At 72.3% G+C, this 22051-nt stretch carries 19 protein-coding genes and 1 riboswitch; of the genes, 9 read left to right on the top strand and 10 right to left on the bottom strand.

Annotation, left to right across the window (positions count from 1 at the left end; genetic code table 11):
• Positions 1–56 precede the first annotated feature (56 nt).
• On the bottom strand, positions 57–512 hold the full coding sequence (locus tag OG251_RS24895; protein ID WP_073718270.1) for an MmpS family transport accessory protein: 456 nt from the start codon (positions 510–512) through the stop codon (positions 57–59).
• 139 nt (positions 513–651) lie between these two features.
• Between OG251_RS24895 and OG251_RS24890 the strand changes: the two genes are divergently transcribed.
• Both OG251_RS24890 and OG251_RS24885 read left to right on the top strand, forming a co-directional pair.
• On the top strand, positions 652–2052 hold the full coding sequence (locus OG251_RS24890; RefSeq protein ID WP_326679215.1) for an SWIM zinc finger family protein: 1401 nt from the start codon (positions 652–654) through the stop codon (positions 2050–2052).
• A 136-nt stretch (positions 2053–2188) separates the two neighbouring features.
• Complete coding sequence (locus tag OG251_RS24885; RefSeq protein WP_442818371.1) at positions 2189–3877, top strand: DUF5691 domain-containing protein; 1689 nt, start codon at positions 2189–2191, stop codon at positions 3875–3877.
• A gap of 22 nt (positions 3878–3899) precedes the next feature.
• Here OG251_RS24885 and OG251_RS24880 read toward each other — a convergent pair whose 3' ends face one another.
• Positions 3900–4313, bottom strand: a complete 414-nt coding sequence (locus OG251_RS24880; RefSeq protein ID WP_266803302.1) for a cobalamin B12-binding domain-containing protein — start codon at positions 4311–4313, stop codon at positions 3900–3902.
• Between the two features lie 345 nt (positions 4314–4658).
• On the opposite strand from OG251_RS24880, the gene OG251_RS24875 reads away from it, so the two are divergent.
• Together OG251_RS24875 and OG251_RS24870 are read left to right on the top strand one after the other, a co-directional pair.
• Entirely contained in the window at positions 4659–5561 is a 903-nt protein-coding gene (locus tag OG251_RS24875) for an esterase/lipase family protein (RefSeq protein WP_326679213.1), read from the top strand.
• Positions 5562–5806: 245 nt separating this feature from the next.
• The gene (locus OG251_RS24870; RefSeq protein ID WP_326679212.1) at positions 5807–7483 is read left to right on the top strand and encodes a peptidoglycan DD-metalloendopeptidase family protein; all 1677 of its coding nucleotides are present in this window, start codon (positions 5807–5809) and stop codon (positions 7481–7483) included.
• Between the two features lie 46 nt (positions 7484–7529).
• Here the strand turns inward: OG251_RS24870 and pcrA are convergent, their stop codons facing one another.
• Positions 7530–9968, bottom strand: a complete 2439-nt coding sequence (gene pcrA / locus OG251_RS24865; protein ID WP_326679211.1) for a DNA helicase PcrA — start codon at positions 9966–9968, stop codon at positions 7530–7532.
• Between the two features lie 258 nt (positions 9969–10226).
• Positions 10227–10388: riboswitch (cyclic di-AMP (ydaO/yuaA leader) on the top strand.
• Between pcrA and OG251_RS24860 the strand changes: the two genes are divergently transcribed.
• Positions 10387–11547, top strand: coding sequence for a C40 family peptidase (locus tag OG251_RS24860; protein ID WP_326679210.1), 1161 nt, complete (start codon positions 10387–10389; stop codon positions 11545–11547). Its footprint overlaps the riboswitch before it by 2 nt.
• Positions 11548–11678: 131 nt before the next feature.
• On the opposite strand, the gene OG251_RS24855 is transcribed toward OG251_RS24860, so the two are convergent.
• Positions 11679–12032 carry a hypothetical protein gene (locus OG251_RS24855; protein WP_073718278.1) on the bottom strand — a complete coding sequence of 118 codons (354 nt, stop codon included), beginning with the start codon at positions 12030–12032 and terminating at the stop codon, positions 11679–11681.
• A 367-nt stretch (positions 12033–12399) separates the two neighbouring features.
• Here OG251_RS24855 and OG251_RS24850 point away from each other — a divergent pair, with 367 nt between their 5' ends.
• Together OG251_RS24850 and OG251_RS24845 are read left to right on the top strand one after the other, a co-directional pair.
• Positions 12400–13467 carry a C40 family peptidase gene (locus tag OG251_RS24850; protein WP_326679209.1) on the top strand — a complete coding sequence of 356 codons (1068 nt, stop codon included), beginning with the start codon at positions 12400–12402 and terminating at the stop codon, positions 13465–13467.
• A 39-nt stretch (positions 13468–13506) separates the two neighbouring features.
• Positions 13507–14292 (top strand): GNAT family N-acetyltransferase, encoded by a 786-nt coding sequence (locus tag OG251_RS24845; protein ID WP_442818370.1) that lies wholly within the window; start codon positions 13507–13509, stop codon positions 14290–14292.
• 113 nt (positions 14293–14405) lie between these two features.
• Here the strand turns inward: OG251_RS24845 and OG251_RS24840 are convergent, their stop codons facing one another.
• Both OG251_RS24840 and OG251_RS24835 read right to left on the bottom strand, forming a co-directional pair.
• A complete protein-coding gene (locus OG251_RS24840; RefSeq protein ID WP_073718280.1) occupies positions 14406–15101 on the bottom strand; it encodes a LuxR C-terminal-related transcriptional regulator in 696 nt (231 codons plus the stop codon).
• Positions 15098–16384 (bottom strand): PspC domain-containing protein, encoded by a 1287-nt coding sequence (locus tag OG251_RS24835; protein WP_326679208.1) that lies wholly within the window; start codon positions 16382–16384, stop codon positions 15098–15100. The genes OG251_RS24840 and OG251_RS24835 overlap by 4 nt, the downstream gene beginning before the upstream one ends.
• A gap of 228 nt (positions 16385–16612) precedes the next feature.
• Between OG251_RS24835 and OG251_RS24830 the strand changes: the two genes are divergently transcribed.
• Both OG251_RS24830 and OG251_RS24825 read left to right on the top strand, forming a co-directional pair.
• Positions 16613–17959, top strand: coding sequence for a PspC domain-containing protein (locus OG251_RS24830; protein WP_326679207.1), 1347 nt, complete (start codon positions 16613–16615; stop codon positions 17957–17959).
• Complete coding sequence (locus OG251_RS24825; protein ID WP_326679206.1) at positions 17946–18209, top strand: hypothetical protein; 264 nt, start codon at positions 17946–17948, stop codon at positions 18207–18209. The genes OG251_RS24830 and OG251_RS24825 overlap by 14 nt, the downstream gene beginning before the upstream one ends.
• Here the strand turns inward: OG251_RS24825 and OG251_RS24820 are convergent.
• The 4 genes from OG251_RS24820 to OG251_RS24805 all read right to left on the bottom strand — a co-directional run bounded on the left by OG251_RS24820 (position 18116) and on the right by OG251_RS24805 (position 21872).
• On the bottom strand, positions 18116–18625 hold the full coding sequence (locus OG251_RS24820) for a DoxX family protein (protein WP_326681401.1): 510 nt from the start codon (positions 18623–18625) through the stop codon (positions 18116–18118). The two genes, OG251_RS24825 and OG251_RS24820, sit on opposite strands and share 94 nt — an antisense overlap.
• Positions 18626–18851: 226 nt before the next feature.
• Positions 18852–20120, bottom strand: coding sequence for a hypothetical protein (locus OG251_RS24815; RefSeq protein ID WP_326679205.1), 1269 nt, complete (start codon positions 20118–20120; stop codon positions 18852–18854).
• A gap of 113 nt (positions 20121–20233) precedes the next feature.
• On the bottom strand, positions 20234–21031 hold the full coding sequence (locus tag OG251_RS24810) for a class II aldolase/adducin family protein (protein WP_326679204.1): 798 nt from the start codon (positions 21029–21031) through the stop codon (positions 20234–20236).
• An 85-nt stretch (positions 21032–21116) separates the two neighbouring features.
• The gene (locus OG251_RS24805) at positions 21117–21872 is read right to left on the bottom strand and encodes an SAM-dependent methyltransferase (protein WP_326679203.1); all 756 of its coding nucleotides are present in this window, start codon (positions 21870–21872) and stop codon (positions 21117–21119) included.
• Positions 21873–22051: the final 179 nt, after the last annotated feature.

Below are 22051 nucleotides of genomic sequence, written 5' to 3'. Positions count from 1 at the left end.
CTGACAATCGGCCCCGCCCGCTGGTCGGGGCCGATGTGGCGGCAGTTGGGGAGGGGTCAGCCGACGATCGGCGAGACGGCGACGCACCCGCCGGCCGCGACCATGCCCTCGCCCTTGCTCTCCTTGATGACCTTGCCCTCGTACGTGATGGTGCAGGCGATGTCGGCGCCGCCCGCGTCCAGCGCCATCGGCATGACGGCGGGCGGCATGATGCCGGTCAGCGTCACGGTCTTCTTCCACGGCAGCGTGGGCGACTTGACCGTTTCGAGCTTCGGGTCCATGGCGTCGCCGGAGCCGCCGTGGAACTGGATCTCGTCGACGCCCGTGCCGGTGACCTCGTACGTGACCTCGTACTTCTCGTTCACCGTCTTGTCGACAGCCTTGTCGACGGCCTTGTCGACCGACTCGGAGGAGCAGGCGCCGAGGCCGAACACGAGACCGGTCACCGCGACGGCGCAGAACGCCGTGCGGACGGAACGGGACGTGCGGGTGGTGCGGGTGGTGCGGTTCATCTGGGATCCCCCCTGGATCGAACTCCGAATACCGGAGCTCGCAGAGAAACGCAAAGGAAAGGCAAAGTCAAATCCTGGCCGTACCGGCTGGATCGCAGGTCACAGCCGATTGTCAGTGGGACGTCCTACCGTCGTTCCCATGCTGCTATCTCACGGGGGAGAACCCTCGCGCGCCGCGGGTCCGGCGGCGCGCTGGACGGTGGAGCAGGTACTGGCCCTGGCTCCTGACGATGCGTCACGCAAGGCCGGGAGCAGACTCGGTTCGGCGGACCGGTGGTCCGACGCGGGGCTCGACGGCTCGGGCGCGGTGTGGGGGCTGTGCAGGGGAAGCGGAAGCACGCCGTACCGGACGGTGGTGGACACCACAGGACCGGCGTACACGTGCAGTTGCCCGAGCCGGAAGTTCCCGTGCAAGCACGCGCTGGGGCTGCTTCTGCTCTGGGCGGGCGGCACCCCGCCGCTCCGGAGCGGCGAAGTCGCGGGCTGGGCCCGGGAATGGCTCGAAGGCCGTCGCAGCCGAGCCGCCGGGCAGGAGTCGCCGCCGGAGGAGACGGGGGCGGCGGGCCCGGCCGACCGGGAGGCCGCCAGGAGGCGCGCGGAGCGGCGGGCCGAGCGGATCACCGGGGGCGCACAGGAGCTGGAGCAGCGTCTCACCGACCTGCTGCGGGGCGGCCTCGCGGCGGCCGATCAGTCGGGATACGGGCTGTGGGAGGAGACCGCGGCCCGCATGGTCGACGCCCAGGCGCCGGGACTGGCGGGCCGGGTGCGGGAGTTGGGGGCGATACCCGCCTCCGGTCCGGGCTGGCCGGTACGGCTGCTGGAGGAGTGCGCGCTGCTCCACCTGCTGGACACGGCCTGGCTGGGCCTGGACCGGCTGCCGGAGCCCCTGGCCGCGACCGTGCGTACGAGAGTGGGGCTGACCTCGTCCGCCGAAGGGCCCCCGGTCCGCGACCACTGGCTGGTCCTCGCGCAGTACGACACCCCGGACGGCAAGATCGTCGCCCGCCGGATCTGGCTGTACGGAAGGGAGTCGGGCCGCACCGCGCTGCTGCTCTCCTTCGGAGCCGCGGGGCGCTCGCCCGGACAGGCGCTGCCGGTGGGCGTCACGCTGGACGCGGAGCTCACGCCGTATCCGGGTGCCGGGCAGCTGAGGGCCGAGCTGGGCCGGCAGTTCGGTACGCCCGTACCCGGGGGGACGCCTCCACCGGGGGCCGGTACGGCCGCCGCGCTCGCCGCGTACGGGGACGCCCTTCGGGACGATCCATGGCTCGACGCCCGGCCGGTCACCCTGCGCGAGGTCATACCCGTGCCCTCCGGGGACGGGTGGCAACTGGCCGACGCCCACGCCGAGTCCGCCGTTCCGGTGGCCCCGGCGGCGCTGTCCCGGCCGGGCCTGTGGAAGCTCGTCGCGCTCTCCGGCGGCGGCCCCGTCAACGTCTTCGGCGAGATCGGCCATCGCGGCTTCGACCCGTTCGCGGCCTGGAGCGCGGACCCCGTCAGCGAGGGGGCGGGGTCCGGCGAGGCCGTGCCGCTCATCTGACCCCCATGGCCGCACGCTCCGGCGCGCGTTCTCGACCTCTGCGACTCCCGACCACCCTGGAGGGGGACCGATGCCCCGTACGAATACGACCTCGTCCGCAACCTCATCCACGCCGCCGCACGAGACCGCATCCCCGATGTCGCCCGAGACCGCATCCACGACGCCGCGCGAGACCCCACCCGTGGTGTCGTCCGAGACCGGTGCCGGGACGCCGGCCTCGCCCGGTGCCGTGCCCGCGTCCCCGGCGTGGGAGGAGCTCGTCACATCGGCGCTGCTGGGAACCGACCGACGCCCCCCGGCCGCCGGGACGGCGGGCCCCTCTCCGGCGAACGCTCCGGTGGCGCTGCTGGACGCCGCGGCGCTGCACACCGTGCGGCGGCGGGCCGGTCTGCTGCCCGCACCGCCGGGCGCCCGGCCGGAGTCCGCCCCCGCCGATCCGCGCCCGCCGCTCCCCGAGGCCGCCCGGCGCAGGCTCGCCCAGCTGCTCGCCGACCGTGCCGCACCGTCCGGCGGCGGGCGGCGCGGTACGGCACCCGACCTCACCGAACTCATCCCCCAGTGGCTGGCCACCGCCAATCTGCGGGGCTTCCGGGCCCCGGCCGCGCTGCTCCCGCCGCTGCTGGACGCGGCACGGGCGCGTACGGATCTGCGCCCGCAGGCGCTCACCTTCGCCGGACCGCTCGGCCTGTGGCTGGCCGCGCTCAATCCCGAGTGGAAGTTCGCCCTGCGCGGTTCCTCCGGCGGCTCGGTCCGGCCCGACGTCTCGGACCCGGACGCGGTGCGCCGACTGTGGGAGGAGGGTCTGTTCGCGGAGCGGGTCGCGCTGCTGGACTCCGTACGGACGCGGGATCCGGGTGCCGCGCTCGCCCTGCTGGCCACCACCTGGTCCACCGAGCGGGCCGAGGACCGGCTGATGTTCCTCGACTCGCTGCGGACCGGCCTGTCCGGGGCCGACGAGCCGTTCCTGGAGCAGGCGCTGTCCGACCGGAGCCGCAATGTCCGGTCGACCGCGGCCGAGCTGCTGTCCGCGCTGCCCGGCTCGGCGCTGGCCGGACGGATGGCGGCCCGCGCCGCGTCCTGCGTGAATCCCGACCGTACGGGCGGCGGTGCCCGCATAGCCGTGGAGGCACCGCACGAGTGCGACACCGGAATGCAGCGCGACGGTGTGGTGCCGGTCCCCCCGACCGGGCGCGGGGAACGGTCCTGGTGGCTCGGCCAACTGGTGGAGGCCGCCCCGCTCACCATCTGGCCCAAGCGGTTCGGGGGACGTACGGCTCAGGAGATCGTGGCCCTGCCCGTCGCCGACGACTGGGCCGGGGAGCTGCACGCCGCGTGGTGCAGGGCAGCGGTGCGGCAGCGCGACCCGAAGTGGGCCCGTGCGCTGCTCGGCTCCCCCGCGACGCCCCCGTCCAACGGTCCCGGTACGGCTTCTCTCGCCGAACGGTCCAAGCTCCTGGCCACCCTGCCCGGCGACGAACGCGCGGGCTGGGTGGCGGACTTCATAGCGGCGCACGGACTGTCCGAGGCGTTCCAGCTGCTCGGCGTCTGCGGGGTGCCGTGGGCCGGTCCGCTCGGCCGCTCGGTGGTCGACGCGCTCGACATCGCCCGGGACGCGGGGAGTTACCCATGGAGCTTCAGCGGGGTGATGGGCCTCGCCGAACGCTGCCTGGACCCGGCGGAGGCGGATCACCTGGAGGTCCTGACGACCGCTCAGGACGAGCCGGAAGGGGCGTCACCGGGAGCGGGCGGCTACTGGTCGGAGGCGTTCCAGCGGCTGGTGTCCACCCTGCGTCTGCGCGCGGCGATGGACGCCGAACTGGCTTGAGGGGCCAGTCCGGCCGGCCGGTTCAGGCTTCCGCGGGCTGACGGACGTTGGCGTTCACCCAGTTGACGATCGAGGCCGTCGTCGCTCCGGGGGTGAAGATCTCCGCGACGCCCTGCTCCTTGAGCGGTGCGATGTCCGCCTCCGGGATGATGCCGCCGCCGAACACCTTGATGTCCTCCGCCTCGCGCTCCTTCAGCAGTTCGATCACCTTCGCGAAGAGCGTGTTGTGCGCCCCGGAGAGGATCGAGAGACCGATGGCGTCGGCGTCCTCCTGGATCGCCGTGTCCACGATCTGCTCGGGCGTCTGGTGGAGCCCGGTATAGATGACCTCCATACCGGCGTCCCGCAGCGCCCGCGCGATCACCTTGGCTCCACGGTCGTGGCCGTCGAGCCCCGGCTTGGCGACCACCACACGAATCGGACCGGTCACACCCATCACTGCCTCCACATGGTCTCCCGTGCCTGAAGGGCCGGGGATGTGAACGAACGTTATCCACAGCATCCCGCAAGCCGCCGTTTCGCGGTGGACGGGGAGGGGGAAATCACATGTGGGACATGTTCGCTACGCGTCGTTCCCCGCACCACTCGGCACACCCGCCGCGCGGGGACGGACGCGAGGGGAGCCGCTACGAGGTCGCCGCACCACCGTGCCGCCAGCCGCACGGCACGGTGGTGCGGCTCACCGGCATCCGTTCCGTCGGACACCGGTGCCTCCGACACCCCATGAGGGCATACGGAGAGTCGCAGCCGCCTCCCCACGTGCCGGTACAGGAGGTCGGCCATGAAGGTCCTCCCTCTCTCCCTCCCACTGTCGCGCCTTTCCCTCCCCTCGGCACGCCGCCCGGTCCCCCGCCGCCCCCGGCCCTCGTCCGCGCTGCTCGGCGCCACCGCGCTGGAGCTCGCGGTCCTCGCCGGGCATCTGCTCATCTACCCGCTCGGCCTCACCCAGGAGCGCCACGGCCCTGCTCCGACGCCCGGCGCCGCACCACCGCGAGGGATCGGCCCGGACGCCCCGCCTGCCGGCACCACCGCCCTGCCCGCCGGTCCGGCCCCGCCACCCGTCGTCCTGCTGCACGGGCTCATCGACAACCGCTCCGTCTTCGTCCTGCTGCGCCGCTCCCTCTCCCGGCACGGCCGGCGCCACCTGGAATCCCTCAACTATTCGCCGCTGACCCGCGACATCCGCACGGCGGCCGAGCTGCTCGGACGCCACATCGAGGAGATCTGCGCCCGCACCGGGCACCGTGAGGTCGACATCGTCGGGCACAGCCTCGGCGGACTGATCGCCCGGTACTACGTGCAGCGGCTGGGCGGTGACCACCGGGTGCGCACGCTGATCACGCTCGGCACACCGCACAGCGGCACCGCCGTCGCCCCGGCGGCGAGCGCTCACCCCCTCGTGCGTCAGATGCGGGGCGGCTCCTCCGTGATCGAGGAGCTGCGCAGACCGGCCCCCGGTTGCCGGACGCGGTTCGTGAGCTTCTGGAGCGAGCTGGACCGGATGATGGTCCCGGTCGGGACGGCGCGCATCGACCATCCCGACCTCGACGCGCAAAACGTGCGCGTCAGCGGCATCGGCCACCTCGCCCTCACCGTGCATCCCGCGGTCGCCGCCGCCATCCGTGCCGCCCTCGATGCGCAGGCACCCCCGGCCCCCTCCTCCGGAACGGCGTCGGTGGCCTGAGCGGCCCGAGTGGCTTGACGGGGCTATGCCCCGCCCACAAATAGAACGCGTTTCGAACAAATCGCCAAGGCTGCGTCAGCACTCCACCGAAAGGCGGCCGATTGCCCGTTTCCTGAGGGCCCAAAACCTGCCGAAGATTGTCGTCGTCGCGTACTGCCGGGTACAGTCGCGGCCACTGCTTTCCCCCTGGAATCCCTCCACCGGAGTCCTGAGCAGGTCCTGCCGCCGAGGCGAGAGAGAAGTTGGTGAACGACCAGCACCCCCACGCCGGACACGTCGGATACGACAGTCAGTCCACCGGCAACTTCGACGCCGATCCGCTCTTCGGTGCTCTTCCGGGCGACCAGGACAGCGGATACGACGCGGGCTACGCCCCCGGGTACAGCGGCTCCTACGGCGGCTACGACACCACGTACGCCACCGGGCAGCCCGATCACAGCGGTCAGTACGACTCCTCCCAGTGGGACACGGGCGCACACCCGACCGCCCCGTACGACACCTACACCGCCCAGGCGCAGGTCCAGCAGCCGTACGACACCGCGGCCACCTGGACTCCCGAACCCGGCATCCCGGGCCCGGCGGGCGCTGCGGACACCTCCGGCCAGTGGGACACCACCACGTGGCAGCAGACCGGTGAGCAGCAGACCGGCCAGTGGGCGGCGACCGACACGGGCGCGTTCCCCACCACCACCTTCAGCAGCGCCCCGTACGACACCGGCACCTACGCGACCGGCACGTACGACACCGGCAGCTACGCGACCGGCTCCTACGACAGCGCGACGGCGTACGGCACCGGCAGCTTCGCCACCACCGCCTACGGCTCCGGTACGACGAGTACGTACGGGGACGCCGCCTTCGACACCGGTGCCTACGACGCCACCGCCTGGAACTCCGGCGCCACGCCCGAGAACGCGCCGTACGACCCCGAACAGACGTCGTACTCACCGTACGAACAGGGCGCGGCCTCCATCGAATCGCCCGGGACGTCCGACACGCCCGACACGACCGAGGCGCCGGACGTTCTTCCCGAGGCACCCGAGACCGCCGAGTTCGCGGTCCTGGAGCCCGAGACGCCGGAGAGCGGCACGAGCGGGAGCGGCGCCGACGAGCGCGATCCCGTCACCGCCGCGTACGCCGTCGGCTCCCCCCGGCCCGTGGGCCGTTCCGCGAACCGCGGCCGGGCCCGGCGCCGTACGCCCGCCAAGCGTTCCGCGCTGCTCACCGTCGCCGTCCCCTCGGCCTGCGTCATGAGCGTCGCGGGCATCGCCGCCGCCTCCGTCGGCGGACTCGGCAGCGGCGAGGAGAAGCAGGACGACACCGTCTCGATGGCGGCCGCCGACCCCAGCACCGTCAAGCCCGTCGCCTCCAACAACAAGCTGGACACCCAGCTCGCCCGGCTCAGCGCCGATGCCGACGACTTCCGGGACCGCGCCAGCCGCACCCAGGAGCGCATCGACCTGAAGGAGCGCCAGGCCGCCGACAAGAAGAAGCGCGCGGAGGAGGCGGCACGCCGTGAGGCGCTGCGCCCCAAGTTCGTCCTGCCGGTCAAGCAGCACGGTCTCAGCGCCTACTACGGCCAGGCGGGCGTCAACTGGATGTCCGTCCACACGGGCATCGACTTCCCCGTCTCGTACGGCACTCCGGTGATGGCCGCGACCGACGGCACCGTGCGCACCCAGTGGAACAGCGCCTACGGCAACATGGCGATCGTGACCATGGCCGACGGCACGGAGACCTGGTACTGCCACCTCAGCAGCACCAGGATCCGCTCGGGCCCGGTGAAGGCCGGTGACGTCATCGGGTACGCCGGGGATTCGGGCAACTCCACCGGCGCGCACCTGCACTTCGAGGTCCGGCCCGGCGGCGGCTCGTCGGTCGACCCGCTGGCGTGGCTCCGCAGCCACGGCGTCAACCCGACCTGATGTGATGCGGTGACGGGCCCGCAGGCCCGTCACCGCCCACGGGCCCCTAGAGCTTCTCGACCGGCGCGTACCGCAGGAGCAGCTTCTTGGGCCGCTCGTCGCCGAAGTCCACCGTCGCCTTCGCCTGGTCGCCGAACCCCTCGACCGCCGTCACCGTGCCCAGCCCGAACTGGTCGTGCGTGACCCGGTCGCCCACCACCAGCGTGACCACCGGCTTGTCCGTGGTGCGACGGGTGGCGAAGCCCGACGGACCGGAGCGCGCGCGGGACGAGGACAGCGAGGACGTGATCCCGGAGGTCGGCCCGGCCGGAGCCGCCATCGGCCCCTTCCGCTTCCATTCCAGGTGCTGGTCCGGGATCTCCTCCAGGAACCGCGACGGCGGGTTGTACGAGGGCTGGCCCCAGGCGCTGCGCATCGCGGCCCGGGTCAGATAGAGCCGCTCACGGGCGCGGGTGATGCCGACATAGGCGAGCCTCCGCTCCTCCTCCAGCTCCTTCGCCTGGCCGAGCGCCCGCATGTGGGGGAAGACGCCGTCCTCCATGCCGGTCAGGAACACCACGGGGAATTCGAGGCCCTTGGCCGTGTGCAGGGTCATCAGCGTGATGACGCCGGAGCCGTCCTCGTCCTCGTCCGGGATCTGGTCCGAGTCGGCGACCAGCGCGACCTTCTCCAGGAACTCCGCGAGGGTGCCCGCGCCCTCCTCGTCGCCGCGCTCCTGCTCGAATTCGAGCGCGACGGCGGCCAGTTCCTGGAGGTTCTCGATGCGGGTCTCGTCCTGGGGATCCGTGGACGCCTGGAGCTCGGCGAGATAACCGGTACGCTCCATGACCGCCTCCAGGACCACCGCGGGCCCGGCGCCGGACTCGACGATCGTGCGCAGCTCCTCCATGAGCGTGTTGAACCGCTTCACGGCGTTCGCCGAGCGGGCCGCCATGCCGTACGCCTCGTCGACACGGCGCAGCGCCTGCGGGAAGGAGATCTTCTCGCGCAGCGACAGCGCGTCGATCATCGCTTCGGCGCGGTCGCCGATGCCGCGCTTGGGCACGTTCAGGATGCGGCGCAGGGGGACGGTGTCCTCGGGGTTGGCGAGGACCCGGAGGTAGGCCAGGACGTCCCGGACCTCCTTGCGCTCGTAGAAGCGCACCCCGCCGACGACCTTGTAGGGCAGGCCGACCCGGATGAAGATCTCCTCGAAGACACGGGACTGGGCGTTCGTCCGGTAGAAGACGGCGACGTCACCCGCCTTCGCGTCGCCCGCGTCCGTCAGCCGGTCGATCTCGTCGGCGATGAACTGCGCCTCGTCGTGCTCGGTGTCGGCGACGTAGCCGGTGATCCGGGCGCCCGTGCCGGCGTTCGTCCAGAGGTTCTTGGGGCGGCGGCTCTCGTTCCGCTCGATCACCGCGTTGGCGGCGGAGAGGATCGTCTGCGTGGAGCGGTAGTTCTGCTCCAGCAGGATCGTGGTCGCGTTCGGGTAGTCCTCCTCGAACTGGAGGATGTTGCGGATGGTCGCGCCGCGGAAGGCGTAGATCGACTGGTCCGCGTCACCGACGACGCACAGCTCGGCGGGTGCGTCGGCCTCCCCGGACGGGCCCACCAGTTCGCGTACGAGCGTGTACTGCGCGTGGTTGGTGTCCTGGTACTCGTCGACCAGGACGTGCCGGAAGCGGCGGCGGTAGTGCTCGGCGACGTCCGGGAACGCCTGGAGCAGGTGGACCGTCGTCATGATGATGTCGTCGAAGTCCAGGGCGTTGGCCTCGCGCAGCCGCGCCTGGTAGAGCGCGTACGCCTGGGCCAGCGTCTTCTCGAAGCCGTCGGCGGCCTGACCGGCGAAGGTCTCCTCGTCGATCAGCTCGTTCTTCAGGTTGGAGACCTTGGCCGTGAACGACTTCGGCGGGTAGCGCTTCGGATCGAGGTCCAGATCGCGGCAGACCAGGGCCATCAGCCGCTTGGAGTCGGCGGCGTCGTAGATCGAGAACGAGGAGGTGAAGCCGAGCCTCTTCGACTCGCGGCGCAGGATGCGTACGCACGCGCTGTGGAAGGTCATGACCCACATGGCGTTGGCGCGCGGTCCGACGAGCTGCTCGACGCGCTCCTTCATCTCGCCCGCGGCCTTGTTGGTGAAGGTGATCGCGAGGATCTGGCCGGGGTGCACACCCCGCTCGGCGAGCAGATGGGCGATCCGGTGGGTCAGCACCCGGGTCTTGCCGGAGCCGGCACCGGCGACGATGAGCAGCGGCGATCCGGCGTGCACCACGGCGGCGCGCTGCTCGGTGTTCAGTCCGTCGAGCAGCGCCGCGGCATCGATGACCGGTCGCGGGGCACCGTCGCGGTAGTAGCCGTCGCGGGGCGGCGGGGGCGCGTCGAAGACGCCCTCGAAGAGACCCTCCGGCACCGCTTCGGGTGCGTGGTCCTCGGGAGGCGGCGGGGGCCCTTCCTCCGAGTTCTGGAGGCCGGTCAGGAAGCTGTCGTCAAAGAGGCTGCTCATCGCTTGACGAGTCTAGGCCGCCCCACTGACAGCCCGTGGCCGCTTCCGGTACGAGACCTCCCGGGCAGGCACGTAAGGGAACCGCGCGGCCACGCCGTGTGAGGGAAACGGGGCGGTGGCCGCCACCGGCGGACCCGATCCATCGAGGTCACGAAAATGTATCGGGCATATCGAACATCAACCTTCACAGCGGCACCACGGGTTGGCTAGCGTGCTCCGTCGGGCGCCCCGTACCCCCTTGAGGCGAACCACGCCGAACGGACGCCCCCGCCGAATCCGTACCGCCCCCACGGGTGTCCGGAACCGGGGACCCACCAGCAGCACCGGGGTGAATCGGTCCTCCTCCACGGGACCGTAGGGCAGCCTTCCGTTCCGCCCGAACCCGACAGCTAACCCGGTAGGCGGTCCACGGAAGGAGATGCCGGCCTTGGCCTCGCATCGCAAACCGCGCACGAGCGTGCGCACCACCACCCCTGCCGTCGGGCTGACGACGGTGGCGCTGGCCTCGGTCACCCTGCTCTCCACACAGAGCGCGACGGCCGCGCCCGCGGAGCCCCGGCCCGGGATCGAGGAGGTCCGGACGAAGGTCGACGACCTCTACCGGCAGGCGGGGACCGCGACCCAGCAGTACAACCGGGCCAAGGCCGCCTCCGTGACCCAGCGTGCCAAGGTCGACGCCCTCCTGGAGGACGCGGCCAGGCGCACCGACAAGCTCAACGAGGCCCGCCGCGCCCTCGGGAACTACGCGGCGGCGCAGTACCGCACCGGCGGAATCGCTCCGACCGCGACCTTCTTCCTCGCGGACGACCCGCAGGCGTACTTCGACCAGGACCAGCTGATGGACCGGATGACGGGCCAGCAGCAGAAGGCCGTCGCCGACTTCCGTACGCAGCAGTCCGAGGCGGCGACGAAGCGCACCGAGGCCGTGAAGAGCCTGGAGACGCTCACCGAGTCGCAGGCCACCCTGCGGTCCAGCAAGCAGAACGTGCAGACCAAACTGACCGAGGCGCGCTCCCTGCTGTCGAAGCTGACCGCCGAGGAGAAGGCCCGGCTGGCGGAGCTGGAACGCGAGAAGAAGGCCGAGGCCAGGGTCAAGGCGGAGAAGCTGGCCCGCCAGCAGGCCGCGGAGGCGGAGGCCGAGCGGAAGGCCGGGGAAGAGGCCGCGAAGAAGAACGGCGGCGAGGCCGGCGGCGGCACGGGAACCGGTTCGGGGCCGGACAGCGGCTATGCCGCCAAGGCGGAGAAGGTCCTCGCGTTCGCGCGGGCCCAGATCGGGAGGCCGTACGTGTGGGGCGCGACGGGCCCGTCCTCGTACGACTGCTCCGGGCTGACCCAGGCGGCATGGAAGGCGGCGGGGGTCGACCTCCCCCGGACCACCTGGGACCAGGTGGAGGTGGGCACCCGGGTGGCCACCGCGGATCTGCGTCCGGGGGACCTGGTCTTCTTCTACGACGACATCAGCCATGTCGGCATCTACAAGGGCGACGGCATGATGATCCACGCGCCGAAACCGGGCGCGAACGTGCGCGAGGAGTCGATCTACTACATGCCGATCTACGGCAGCGTGCGCCCCGTCTGATCACACCCCGGCCGGCCCGGCGAGGCCCGACGGGCCGGCGACACCGCCGGGCCCTGCCTCGCCGGGCCGGATCGCGCCGGTCGGGCCCCGTCGCTCAGGCCGGTCGGGCCGCAGCGGTCAGGAGACGCCGCTCAGGTCCAGAGCGTGGCGATGAAGATGTTGGCCACCGTCAGCCCGCCCACCGCGGCGAACGCACCCTTGTCGACCTTCTCCTCGTCCCGCTTGATGTAGACGAGCGCGAGGATGACGACCAGGATCAGCATCTTCACGCCGATCTTGATGTTGTTCACGGTCTGGTCGTCGGCCTGGTTGAGCCCGACCAGGGCTATGCCGGTGACCAGCATCGTCAGCGCGCCGTGCAGCATGGCCGGCACGAAACGGGCCGTGCCCGCGCCCATCGCCTTCATCTGGGTCAGGAAGCCGCCCAGCAGCGAGGCGATACCGATGATGTGCAGGGCGACGAAGGCATTGATGAGTACGTCCATGGCTCCGCAGCCTAGCCCCGGCCATAGCACCACCTCACAGCCAGGTGCGGCATCCTTGCCGCTTCCTTGCGAACTTCGCCCGAACCAGTACGAATTGCCTGCCTCTGTGGCAGTATTTCCGGTCGCTTCGCCATAACGAAACGCCACATGTGGGCAATAACTGTCATGACGAACCTTTTCCGTGCCCCGGGCTTAGCGTCCCTTCCAGGTGACCGGCGCTCCAGCGCCGCTTCGCGTCAGGAGCGGCATCCGGTCACCGCGCCGCGGGATCCGGCGGCGGGCCACTTCCCTGTGGTGTTCCGCCGCCGGACCTCGCGGGCCCGTCGGTAGCCCCCGGCGGGCAGCCGACAGGAAGGATGCAGCCCTCGTGGCCGCGCACCGGAAATCCGCTCACCGGAAACCCAAGCAGCGCCCGTTCAGCGGCCCTGCTGCCCGCACCGCAGCCACCCTGGCACTCGCCGGGGCGGCGACCGCCACCACCGCCACCGGCGCCGCCCACGCCGAGCCCCTGGCCACTCCCGCCCAGGTCAACGCCAAGGTGGACCGGCTGTACCACGACGCGGAGGTCGCCACCGAGAAGTACAACGGAGCGAAGGAGCGGGCGACCGCGAACGCGAAGTCCGTCGACGCCCTGCGCGACGAGGCCGCCCGCCGGACCGCACGTCTCAACACCTCGCGCCACGCCCTCGGTGCGCTGGCCACCGCGCAGTACCGCAGCGGCGGCCTCTCCCCCGCCGTCCAGCTGGCCCTGTCCTCCGACCCCGACCAGTACCTGCAACGCGCCGCCTTCCTGGACCGGGCCGGTGACCGGCAGGCGGGGGCGGTCAACGGGATCCGCCGGCAGATCACCGCGGTCGCCCACATCCGGGCGAGGGCCGAGAAGGAGCTCGGCAGCCTTGCCGCCCGCCAGGCGGAGCTGAAGAAGCACAGGGCGGCGATCCGCACCAAACTGGCCGACGCCCGGCGGCTCCTGGACACCCTGACCGACGCCCAGCGCGCCGACCACGAGCGCTCGGCCGACGCCCGCCACGGCGGCACCGCCCCCACCGGCCGCGGCATCCCGCGCGGCTCGGCCACCGCCCCCGACGCCCGTGCCGCGCAGGCCGTCGACTTCGCGTACGGGGCGATCGGCAAGCCGTACGTCTGGGGCGCCACCGGCCCCTCCTCGTTCGACTGCTCCGGCCTCACCCAGGCCGCCTGGCGCTCGGCCGGTGTCTCGCTGCCCCGCACCACCTACACCCAGATCAACGCCGGACAGCGGGTCTCCCGCTCCGAACTTGCCCCCGGTGACCTGGTGTTCTTCTACTCCGGGATCAGCCATGTTGGGCTCTACGTCGGCGGCGGCCGGATGATCCACGCCCCGCGCCCCGGCGCCCCGGTCCGCATCGCGCCCATCGATCAAATGCCTTTCGCCGGAGCCACCCGGGTGGCATAGTCCCCGGCGCCGACACCGGAACCGCCGAAGGACACCCGTATGCCGATGGACTCCCGTACGCCGATGGACATCGACGTCCAGGACTACGCCCGCACGCTCGCCCTGCGCTCCCCCGACCACTACCGCGTGGGGCCTTTCACGGTCCGGCACAACCCGCTCTGGGAGCTGAAGTACGCCAACTACGCCATCCCCGACCGGGGTGCCGAGCCGACCGCGGCGGAGGTGACGGCCCTGATCGGCGCGTTCCGCGAGCGGGAGCGGCTGCCCCGGCTCGAATTCCTGCCGGACTGGGCACCGGCGGTCGAACCCGCTCTGCTGGCCGCCGGTTTCACCGTGGAGAACCGGGCCCCGATCCTGGCCTGCGCGCCCGGTGCGCTGCTTGCGCCCAAGCCGGTGGACGGGCTCCGGATCGCGGTGCCGGCCACCGAGGCGGAGTTCACCGACGCCGCCCGCGTCCAGCACCAGGGCTTCGGCGGCGAGGGCGAACCCGAGGAGGGGATGGCCGGCTGGCTGCGGACGTCGGCGTCGGACGGCGGCGTCGTGGCCCTGGCCACGCTCGGCCCGGACCCCGCCGGTGCGGGCGGCTGCTCCCTCGTGGTCGACGGTCTCAGCGAACTGACCGGTCTGGCCGTCGCCGCCGCCTTCCGGCGTCGCGGCATCGGCGCGGCGCTCTCCGCCTGGCTGACGGCGACGGCCTTCGACCGGGGCTGCCGCACCGTCTGGCTGGAGCCGGGCGACGACGACGTGGAGCGGATCTACGCGGGCGTCGGCTACCGCCGGATCGGCGAGAAGCTGAACATCTCGCTCACCCCCGCAGCCGGCTGACCCGGCGGACGGCACCCCCCGGGACGCGTGACGGGCACCCCCCGGGACGCGTGACGGGCCCCGGGACGCGTGGCGGCCCCCGGATGCGTGACGTACACCCCCCGGGGCCCGGCTCAGACCAGCCGTCGCGCCGTCGCCCACCGGGTCAGCTCGTGCCGGTTGGAGAGCTGGAGCTTCCTCAGCACCGCGGAGACGTGCGACTCGACCGTCTTCACCGAGATGAAGAGCTGCTTGGCGATCTCCTTGTACGCGTAGCCGCGGGCGATCAGCCGCAGGACCTCGCGCTCCCGCTGGGTCAGCCGGTCCAGGTCCTCGTCGACCGGCGGCGCGTCCGTCGAGGCGAAGGCGTCGAGCACGAAGCCGGCCAGTCGCGGGGAGAACACCGCGTCGCCGTCCTGGACCCGGAAGATCGAGTCGATCAGGTCGGTGCCGGTGATCGTCTTGGTGACATAGCCCCGGGCACCGCCGCGGATGACCCCGATGACGTCCTCCGCGGCGTCGGAGACCGACAGCGCGAGGAAGCGCACCGGATTCTCGGCGGTCCCCATCATCGAGGCGCACCGGCGCAGCACCTCGACGCCGCCGCCGCCCGGCAGATGGACGTCGAGGAGGACGACCTCGGGGCGGGTCGCCGTGATGACGGTGACCGCCTGGTCGACGTCGGCGGCCTCACCGATGACCTCGACCCCGGTCTCCTCGGTGCGGCCGATCTCCGCCTGGACTCCGGTGCGGAACATCCGGTGGTCGTCGACGAGCACGACCCGTACCCGTCGCTCCGGGCCCCCGGTGGCTTCGGTGTTCTCGGTCATTCGCTCGCCCTTTCCATCTCCAGCTCGACTTCCGTGCCCCCACCGGGCACCGAACGCAGCCGGGCCGTACCGCCGTTGCGCTGCATCCGGCCGATGATTGATTCTCGTACGCCCATTCTGTCGCCCGGTACGGAGTCCAGGTCGAATCCCGGACCCCGGTCCCGTACGGAGACGAAGACCGTGCGGCCCTCGACCTCCGCGTAGACCTGGACGGCGCCCCCCTCGCCACCGTACTTGGCGGCGTTGACCATCGCCTCGCGTGCGGCCTGCATCTGGGCGCCGAGCCGGTCGTCGAGGGGGCAGTCGCCGACGACGACGACCTCCAGCGGTACGCCGTGCTTGTCCTCGACCTCGGCGGCGGCCCGCTTGACCGCTTCGGCGAGGCTCGACGGCTCGTTGTCCTCGTCCTTGCCGGTGCCCTCGGGGTTGTACAGCCAGTTGCGCAGCTCGCGTTCCTGGGCGCGGGCCAGCCTGCGGACCTCGTTGCCGTCGTCCGCGTTGCGCTGGATCAGGGTGAGGGTGTGCAGGACGGAGTCGTGGACGTGCGCGGCGACCTCGGCGCGCTCCTGGGCCCGGATGCGCATCAGCCGTTCCTCGGAGAGGTCCTGCGTCATCCGGACCAGGTAGGGGCCCGCGAGGAGGGCGATTCCGGTCAGTACGGCGATGGCGGCGGTCAGGACGTTGCCGAGCTGGGCGGCCGAGCCGCGGACCACGATGAAGACGGCGAGACCGAGGCCGACGAGGGCGACACCGGCGAGGCCGCGGGCCAGTTGCAGCACGCGGCGGCTGCGGCCGACCTCCATCCAGCGGGCGCGCCGGGCGTTGTCGGCCTGCCGCCACACCAGGACGGAGCCCGCGCCGATCAGCAGCGTGGGCCAGATGTAGCGGTCGGCCTTGCTGCCCATGTCGACGTTGCCGACGAAGATGAGGGCGCCGAAGAGCAGCGCGACCAGGGCGAACACCTGGCCCTTGTCGGGCTTGCGGAGTCTGCGCCGGCCGTCCGGCGCCGTCTCGAAGACGGAGCGCGGTGCGTCGACTCCGCCGACACCGAGCGGGACGACGATCCAGAACACGGCGTACAGCAGGGCGCCGAGGCCGTCCGCGAAGAACAGTCCGAGGAAGACGAACCGCACCCAGGCGACGGGCAGCCCGAGATGCCCGGCGAGACCGCGCGCGACACCGCCGAGCAGCCGTCCGTCGGCGCTGCGGTAGAGCTTGCGCGGCGGCGGCTCCTCCGGGTCGGAGGCGAGGGAGCTGGCGGCTCGGGTGGTGGCGGCTGGCATGCGTCGATCGTCACACGGACGCACCGCGCGGGGCATCAGGGTCGCCCCCCAATCGACCCTGAGGCCGCTCTTGCGCCCCGGACACCGCCCGGGCTGTTCCTCGTCACCGCCTGGGCCGTCCCCGGACGCCCGCGGGGCCGCCCCTCAGGGGCCGCACGGGCCAAAATCAGGGATCGGCCAGGGTCGGCGCGGGTGCCGCCGGGGCATCCGGGCCGTCACCATGGAGCCATGACCGCTCCTCAGGACGCCGCCCCCGGCGTCGCACCCCCAGGCGAACCGAAACCGCAGCTGCGCCGCAGCCCGCGGCAGAAAGTGGTGGCCGGGGTGTGCGGCGGCCTCGGGCGGTACTGCGACGTGGACCCGGTGATCTTCCGGATCGTGATCGGTGTGCTCGCGGTGACCGGCGGTATCGGCCTGATCTTCTACGGCTTCGCCTGGCTGCTGCTCCCCGTGGAGGGCGAGGAGGAGAACGAGGCGCGCAGGCTTCTGTCGGGCCGGGTCGAGGGCGCGTCGCTGGTCGCGCTGCTGCTGGCGCTGATCGGCTGCGGGCTGTTCCTGTCGATGCTGGGCAACGGCGGAGTGCTGGCGTTCGCCTCGATGCTGTCGCTGGCCGTCGTCGGCTTCTCGGTGTGGACGCAGCACCGCAGGACCGCGGCGCCGGAGGACCCGCTGGACACGGCGGGTGCCCAGAGCCCGGCCGCCGGTGCCCCGCACGCCGGTGGCCTCGGTACGGCGCCGCCCGAGGTGAAGGCGCCGCCGACGCCGGGCAGCCCGTCCTGGTGGCGGGACCCGATCGTCAAGGACGGGACCTCGGGGCCGGTGGGGGCCGGCTATCTGTGGGGTCCGGCGGACACCGCGCTCGACTCGCGGGCCGCGCGACCGCGCCGGGCGACGGCGGACGCGCCGTTCCGGCCGCCGGGGCAGGCCCCCGGTAACCGCGGCCCGCGCTCGATCGGCGGTCTCGTCCTCCTCCTGGCCCTGATCGCCGGGGGCCTGGGTACGGGACTGAGCTGGGATTCGCAGCCGCTGGGGACGGCCCTGGAGATCGGGCTCGCCGCCGCGCTCGCGGTGTTCGGTCTCGGCCTGGTGGTCGCTTCGTTCCTGGGCCGGACCGGTTTCGGCACGATCCTGATGGCGATGATCACCGCCGGGCTGCTGGCGGGCGCCTCGGCGGTGCCGAAGGACATCGGCACGGACTGGATCCGCAAGGAGTGGACCCCCGCCTCCGTCGCCGCGGTCCAGCCGCGCTACGAGCTGGGCACGGGGGACGCCCGGCTCGATCTGTCCGGGGTCACGGTCGCCCGGGGCGACACCCTCAGCACCCGGCTGGAGGTCGGGGCGGGCCGGGCCGCCGTCGTCGTCCCCGAGGGCGTGACGGTGAAGGTGCACGCCGAGGCGGGCCTCGGGGACATCCGGCTGATGTCGGCCCCACCGCGCGAGGGCGTGCGCATCGAGTCGGACCTGAAGACCGAGCGCACCTTCGCCCCGCCCAAGGGCGCCGAGCCGGCCGGCACGGTCGAGCTGAGACTGGAGATGGGCATCGGACAGGTGGAGGTAACCCGTGCTGATTCATGAGTTCCGGCCCGGCCGCGCGGTGGCGGGCCTGGCGATGCTCGGCCTGGCCGGCGGTTACGCGGCCGACGCGACAGGAGCCTGGAACGTCCCCTGGACCTTCTTCTTCCCGCTGTTCTTCGGTGGCCTGTGGCTGGCCGCCACCGTGACGTGGGTGGCCTACAGGTTCCGGCGGCGCAAGGACGCGCGGAAGCTGTCCGCGGAGAACACGGCGGCGCCCGCGAGCACCAGCGGCAGCCAGGCCATGAGGTAGACCAGGTCGTTGCCGTAGTAGTACGGAGTGGTCTGCCAGCTCACGGTCAGCCAGAGGCTCAGCGAGATCAGCGCGCCGCCGACCGCGGCCAGCCGCGCCCAGAGCCCGACGAGGGTGCCGAGGCCGACGAGCAGTTCACCGATCGCGATGGCGTAGCCGAAGCCCTCGGGGCTCTTCAGCGCCAGATCGACGAGGCCCGGAACGGCGGCGGAGTCGCGCACCGCGTTCATCGTCTCGCCGATGGATCCGGCGCCGCTCGCGGACATGAACGCGCTGTCGGTCAGTTTGTCGAGCCCCGCGTAGACGAAGGTGACGCCGAGGAAGACCCGCAGCGGCAGCAGGGCGTACTCCCGTGCCCGCTCGCGAAGGGTCCTCGGCTCGCTCAGACCGTACGTATTGCCGCCGTAGCCATGCATCACTGCCCCACTCTCCGATTGCCCGTCACCAGACCATACGTACGCCGGAAACGCGATGCTCACCAGGGAGGCGGTTCAACCGGACGCACCCGAGGCCGGGCGGCACCGGCCCGGAGACACAGGCCCGGAGACACAGGGCCGGAGCGCCGGGCCGGAGTGTCAGCCCGTGACGTGACGTGATCCGTGAGGTCAGTGCGTGCGGTGATCCATGACGTGATCCGTGGGGTCAGTCCGTGACGTCGATCGGGAAGCGGTTGGTCTCCACCCCGGCGGCGGTCACGACCTGCACGTCCACCACCCCCGGCTCGACCTCCACCGGCACCGGCACGGTGAGCACCGTATCGGTCGGATTGTCGAAGCCCCCGGCGACCGGGATCAGCGGGACATGGACATGGACGCGGCCGATCCTGACGACCATCCGGGCCAGCCGGTCCGGGCTGCCCGCACCGGGCGGTACGAAACCCGCGCCGCGGATCTCGATGTCGTCCCCGGTACGGATCGGGGCGTCCAGATCCCCGGCCTCCCGGGTCCGGACGACGGACAGGACGACCGGACGGCCGCCTTCCGCGTACTTCCCGGCGAAGTAGGTCGCCGCGGACACCGCGACCAGGAGCGCCAGGCCCCACGGCAGGTCGGGCAGTTGCTCGGGGCGGCGGGCCAGACGGACTCCGGAGAACAGTACGGCGACGGCGCTGACCAGCACGTACTGCACATCGGTGAAGCTGCCGCGCCCCGAGTCGTCGGTCAGCAGATCGGCGGCGCGCGGCCGGTCGGCCCGCAGTTTCTGCAACCGCTGCCCCAGCACCCGTACGGTCACGACCTGGCGGACGACGACGGCCACGGCGCAGACCAGCGCGAGCACCGTGAGCACTCCGGCGGACCGCACCAGGTCCAGCCCCTCGATCAGGGCGTCCCGGTCCCCGTGGTCGGAGGCGCCCGCCAGCTGGAGGGCGAGGACGAGCACGGAGAACACGGCGAGCAGCACCCAGGAGGCGGCGACCGTCCGTGACGTGGAGAGCCGGTTGTCCTCCCCGATCAGCGGGGCGAGCAGGCCGCCGCGGGCCCGGTGGAGGCGGGCGGCGCCGGTCAGCAGCGCCGCGGTGGCCAGTCCGGCGACCAGGCCCGCGGTGCGGGCGGTGGACCAGCCCGCACCGATCGCGGTGACGCTCTCGCCGATGACCAGCACGGCGATGCCTCCCCAGACGATGAGCAGGGTGCGCTGCCAGACCTGGTGGAGCCAGGCGTCCCCCGCGTCGCGGCTGCGTTCGGCGACGGCGCGGGCCGACTCGGTCAGCTCGTCGGAGACCCACTGCCGGGACGCGGAGGCGGACTGGGCGACGCCCGCGGGCAGGCCCTTGCCCGCCGCCAGTTCGTCGCGCTTGGCGAGGAAGGCGGCCACCGCGCGCCGGTGCCCTTCGCGTGCTCCGTGCGGGCAGTCGCCGCACGTACAGCCTCCGCCGTGCGTGCTGCTCGCCCTCGCCTCGTCCAACGCCACGGAGATTTCCGCCCTTTCCCGCCCCGGTACAACCAACTCACCTGTGATTTCTGCGAATTGTGCCGTACCGGAGGGCAACGGGCCGCATCGGGGCGGACCGGGGGCGCGTGTCGTCAGAATGTGCGACTGATCCGCTGCCACAGGGGCTGGTAGTTGATCCACGCCACCAGGTCGCTGCCGAGCTGCTCACGGGTGGTCACGGCGTCCCGGTGCTGGATCAGGACGGGCTTTCCGGCGGCCCGCGCCATCAGCTGCACCTGGCAGGAGCGCTCCATCGTGAGGAACCACCAGGCCGCCGCGTCCACCGAGTCCCCGACGGTCAGCAGCCCGTGGTTGCGCAGGATGATCGCCTTGCGGGGGCCGAGCGCGGCGGCGATGCGGCGCCCCTCGTCCTCGTCCACGACGACCCCGGTGTAGGCGTCGTAGAGGGCATGGTCCTCGTAGAAGGCGCAGGATTCCTGGGTGATCGGTTCGATCAGCTCGCCGAGCGCGGACAGGGCCCGCCCGTGCAGGGAGTGCGTGTGCGCCACGGCCACGGCGTCCGGGCGGGCCCGGTGCACCTGGGCGTGTACGGCGAACGCCGCCTGGTTGACGTGGAACCTCCCCTGGAGCACCTGTCCTTCGCCGTTGACCAGGATCAGGTCCTGCGGCGCGATGTCCTCGAAGGGCGCCCCGAACGGGTTGACCCAGAAGCAGTCGGCGAGCTCCGGGTCCCGCACGGTGATGTGCCCGGAGACGCCCTCCTCGTACCCGTACTGCCCGAAGAGCCGCAACGCCCCCGCCAGCCGCTCCCGGCGGTGGGCGCGTTCCTCGCCGGGCGTCGCGTGCACGGGCGGCATCGCGAACCGCAGCTGCTCGACGGGTATCGGCGCGGGGACGGGGGCGGGCGGCACGGCGGTGGGCTCGGACATGGCGGCTCCTCGGACTCCCGGGCGGCGTACGGGATCGGAAGTTACCGCCGGTTGCCCCAGGTGGCCAGTGCCATCGCCGACGTAATCAGGCGCTGAGTACGAGGTAGGCGAGGCTGAACAGGGAGCGGTAGCCGCCGTAGTAACCGGTGCGGCGGGCGTCGACCTCGGCGATCACCTCGTCGTACAGCGGGTGGCCGGGGTTCTCCAGCGCCCAGCGCTGGCCGCGCCCGATCGGCCCGTTGGACTCGAAGACATCCCATTCGCGCTCGTCGGCGACGCTGACGTGGAGGGCGCGCAGTCCGACGGACTCCGCCAGCCGGATCAGTTCGAGCAGCGAGCCGAAGTCGCCCGGCTCGGCCCCGATCCCGTCGAGCGCCGCCGGGGTCGGCTCCCGCAGCCAGATCCCGTCACCGAACAGCACCCGCCCGCCGGGCTTCACCGCGGCCCGCAGGGCCCGCAGCGCCTCCGCCGTCGAACCGGGCCAGGCGTGGGAGGAACCGATGGAGACGGCCAGGTCGTAGCCGTCCCCGGTCCACTCGGCCGCGGGCACCTCGTGGAACCGCACACGTTCCGCGAGCCCCCGCCCGGCGGCCAGCTCGCGACCGCGCGCCACGGCGTCCGGGTCGGTCTCGACCCCGTCCCCGGTGGATCCGGGCGCCGACTCCACCAGGCGCATCAGCAACTCGCCCCAGCCGGAGCCGAAGTCGGCGATCCGCGCCTCGGGCGCGGTCCCGCAGGCGGCGATCAGCAGGGCCGCGTGTTCCTCGGAGAGCGGGGTGTTCCAGGTCAGACGGTGGTTGTGGGGTGCGGACATGAGCGGGCGGATCTCTTCGGCGGACATGGTCGCGGAGCTTCCCACGGACGGGCGGGCCCCGCCACCGAATTACGGCCGTCGGCCGGGGGTACGCCGAAGCCGCCGGGCGCGGGTACGCCGAAGCCGTGGGCCGCGGTACGCCGAAGCCACCGACGAGTACGCCGCAGCCGCCCGCCCCGGGTACGCCGATGCCGCCGCCCGGAACG

The sequence above is a fragment of the Streptomyces sp. NBC_01237 genome (assembly GCF_035917275.1).
Lineage (GTDB): Bacteria > Actinomycetota > Actinomycetes > Streptomycetales > Streptomycetaceae > Streptomyces.
Note: the sequence above shows the minus strand (reverse complement) of the source record. Positions and strands in the feature narration are given on the sequence as shown.

Excerpts from the sequence above, each read along its gene's own strand:
- OG251_RS24860 (WP_326679210.1), top strand. The coding sequence starts at position 10,387 with ATGCCGGCCTTGGCCTCGCATCGCAAACCGCGCACGAGCGTGCGCACC.
- OG251_RS24855 (WP_073718278.1), bottom strand. The coding sequence starts at position 12,032 with ATGGACGTACTCATCAATGCCTTCGTCGCCCTGCACATCATCGGTATC.
- OG251_RS24880 (WP_266803302.1), bottom strand. The coding sequence starts at position 4,313 with ATGGGTGTGACCGGTCCGATTCGTGTGGTGGTCGCCAAGCCGGGGCTC.
- OG251_RS24890 (WP_326679215.1), top strand. The coding sequence starts at position 652 with ATGCTGCTATCTCACGGGGGAGAACCCTCGCGCGCCGCGGGTCCGGCG.
- OG251_RS24875 (WP_326679213.1), top strand. The coding sequence starts at position 4,659 with ATGAAGGTCCTCCCTCTCTCCCTCCCACTGTCGCGCCTTTCCCTCCCC.
- OG251_RS24895 (WP_073718270.1), bottom strand. The coding sequence starts at position 512 with ATGAACCGCACCACCCGCACCACCCGCACGTCCCGTTCCGTCCGCACG.
- OG251_RS24820 (WP_326681401.1), bottom strand. The coding sequence starts at position 18,625 with ATGCATGGCTACGGCGGCAATACGTACGGTCTGAGCGAGCCGAGGACC.
- OG251_RS24840 (WP_073718280.1), bottom strand. The coding sequence starts at position 15,101 with ATGACCGAGAACACCGAAGCCACCGGGGGCCCGGAGCGACGGGTACGG.
- OG251_RS24830 (WP_326679207.1), top strand. The coding sequence starts at position 16,613 with ATGACCGCTCCTCAGGACGCCGCCCCCGGCGTCGCACCCCCAGGCGAA.
- OG251_RS24885 (WP_442818371.1), top strand. The coding sequence starts at position 2,189 with ATGTCGCCCGAGACCGCATCCACGACGCCGCGCGAGACCCCACCCGTG.
- OG251_RS24805 (WP_326679203.1), bottom strand. The coding sequence starts at position 21,872 with ATGTCCGCCGAAGAGATCCGCCCGCTCATGTCCGCACCCCACAACCAC.
- OG251_RS24845 (WP_442818370.1), top strand. The coding sequence starts at position 13,507 with ATGCCGATGGACTCCCGTACGCCGATGGACATCGACGTCCAGGACTAC.
- OG251_RS24810 (WP_326679204.1), bottom strand. The coding sequence starts at position 21,031 with ATGTCCGAGCCCACCGCCGTGCCGCCCGCCCCCGTCCCCGCGCCGATA.
- pcrA (WP_326679211.1), bottom strand. The coding sequence starts at position 9,968 with ATGAGCAGCCTCTTTGACGACAGCTTCCTGACCGGCCTCCAGAACTCG.
- OG251_RS24835 (WP_326679208.1), bottom strand. The coding sequence starts at position 16,384 with ATGCCAGCCGCCACCACCCGAGCCGCCAGCTCCCTCGCCTCCGACCCG.